1 protein-coding gene is annotated in these 2,740 nt (G+C 69.8%); it reads right to left on the bottom strand.

Features of this window, described 5'->3' with window-relative positions; all coding sequences use genetic code 11:
- The coding region (locus ABD848_RS24755) for a non-ribosomal peptide synthetase (RefSeq protein ID WP_344977587.1) at positions 1 to 2,696 on the bottom strand (2,696 nt) is incomplete at its 3' end.
- Positions 2,697 to 2,740 lie beyond the last annotated feature (44 nt).

Below are 2,740 nucleotides of genomic sequence, written 5' to 3' on the forward strand. Positions count from 1 at the left end.
ACCAACACCCGCCACGACACCCCATCCACCACCAAATGGTGGGCCACCACCACCAACCGCACCCCACCACCAACACCACCATCGAACACCACCACCCGCACCACCGGCCCATCGACCAGATCGAGCGCGGCCCGGGCACGGTCGGTGTGGCTCTCAACGAGAGTGTCGATGTCGTCGGTTTCGGTGGCGTCGACGGTCTCCAGTACCCGGTCGACGTCCTCGGTGGGCAGGATGTGCAGGGCCGGCTCGCCGCTACCGTCTTCCATCCGCAGCCTGAGCATGTCGTGGTGGTGCAGCAACGCCGCCACCACCCGCGGCAGCGCCGAAACCTCGAACCCCTCCACCAGATCCAACACCACCGACATGTTGAAACGGTGCGGCGCCACCGGATGCGTCTCGAAGAACCACCGCATAATCGGCGTCGCCCGCACCGGACCCGACACCGCACCCCACACCGGAGCCCCACCCGACTCCGCACCGGCCACCGCAGCCAACCCCGCCACCGTCGGATGCGCAAACACATCCCGCGACGACACCACCACACCCCCACGCCGCGCCCGCGACACCACCTGAATACTCAGAATCGAATCCCCACCCAACGCAAAGAAATCATCATCGACCCCCACACGCTCCACCCCCAACACCGACGCGAACACCTCCGCCAACACCCGCTCCACCCACGAACGCGGGGCGACGTAGCGCGAGGAGGCCAGGGCGTCCCAGTCGGGCGCGGGCAACGCCGCCCGGTCGACCTTGCCGTTGGGAGTCAGGGGCAGGGAGTCGAGCGTGAGGACGGCCGTGGGCACCAGATGCGCAGGCAGAATCTCGGCGAGGCGGGACCGCAGTTCGGCGGGCTCCACCGCTGAATGGCCGTCGCCGACGACGTAGCCGACGAGAGCGGCGGAACCGGGAGCGCTTTCGAGGACGGCGATCGCGGCTTGACGGACACCGGGCAGGGCGGCCAGCGCGGACTCGACCTCGCCGGGTTCGATGCGCAGCCCGCGGATCTTGACCTGGTCATCGGCCCGACCCACATACTCCAACTGCCCCTCGCGATTCCACCGCACCACATCCCCCGTGCGATACAACCGCCCACCCGAACCAAACGGATCAGCCACAAACCGCTGCGCCGTCAACCCCGCACGCCCCACATAACCACGCGCCACCCCAGCACCACCCACATACAACTCCCCAACAACCCCCACCGGAACCCGACGCAACAACCCATCCAGCACATACAGCCGGGTGCCTTGCACGGGGCGACCGATGGCCGGGGTCTGGCCGGGTTCCAGGGGATCGCTGAGCGAGGCGGCGATAGTGATCTCGGTGGGGCCGTAGGCGTTGACCATCCGGCGTCCCGGCGCCCACCGGTTAACCAGCTCGGTCGGGCACGCCTCCGCGCCGACGACGAGCGTGCGCGGTCCCGGGTAGTCGCTCTCGGGTACCGAGGCGAGCACGGAGGGCGGGATGATGGTGAGGTCGATACGGTAGCGGGCCAGCGTGTCGGCCAACTCCTCGCCGACCAGCGGCCCGGGCGGTGGGACCACCAGGGCCGCACCGGCCCCGAGAGCCATCAACACTTCCATGACCGAGGCGTCGAAACTGGAGGAGGCGAGCTGCAAGACGCGGAAGTCGGGTTCGGTCCCGAACCGCTCGACCATGGCGGCGGCGAACTCCGAGACCCCGCGGTGGGTCACCATGGTGCCCTTGGGGGCCCCGGTGGAGCCCGAGGTGTAGATGACATAGGCGAGGTCGTCCAGCTCCGGACCGCTCCAGGAGGGGGCATCGGCGACGGTGGGCCACTCGTCGAACCCCTTCACGGCGATCCGGTGCAGCGACTCGGGGAGGCGGTCGCCGTGGCCATCGGCGGTGATGGCGAGTGCCACACCGGAGTCCTCGACGATGAAGCGCTGACGCTCAGCGGGGTAGTCCGGGTCGATGGGGAGGTAGGCGGCGCCGGCCTTGACGACGCCGAGCATGGCGGCGATCAGCTCCGGTCCTCGGCCGAGGGACACGCCCACCACCGATCCGCGCGCGCACCCGAGCGCGCGTAGCCGTTGGGCGAGGGCGGTGCTGCGTTCGTCCAGGTGGGCGTAGGTCCACTCCGCCTCGGCGCTGATCAGTGCCGGGGCGTCGGGGCGCAGCCGCGCCTGCTCGGTGAGGAGCTGGACCAGAGTGCGCTCGTGCTGCGGGGCCCCGCCGTCGCCCCAGGCGGCCAGACGTGCGCATTCCTCCTCGTCGCTCGCGGGGAGGGCGGCGACGGCGCGTCGGGGGTCGGCGACGAGCCCTTCGACGAAGTCGGCGAAGCGCCGCAGCAGTCGAGCGGGCCGTTGCGGCTCGAAGAGGGTGGGATCGTACTTGAGCTGGAGGTCGATTCGGTCCGCGTCGTAGACGACGAGCGTCAGCGGGTAGTTGGTGGCCTCGTGGGCGGTGACGTCGCCGATGGTCAGGCCGTGCTCGTGGGCGGCCCGCTCGTCGACGGGGTAGTTCTCGAACACGATGAGGCTGTCGAACAGCGGCACGTCGCCCGGTAGCTGCGACTGCGCCTGGATGCGGGGCAGCGGAAGGTGCTCGTGGCGACGCGACTCCACTTGTGCTTGCTGTAGGTTGCGCAGCCAGGTGGCGGCGGGGGTGGCGGGGTCGATGCTCACGCGCACCGGCAAGGTGTTGATGAACAGCCCCAGCGCCTCTTCCACCCCGGGCAACTCGGCCGGACGCCCCGAGGTCGTGGCCCCGAAAA

It is taken from the genome of Salinactinospora qingdaonensis (assembly GCF_039539445.1).
GTDB lineage: Bacteria > Actinomycetota > Actinomycetes > Streptosporangiales > Streptosporangiaceae > Salinactinospora > Salinactinospora qingdaonensis.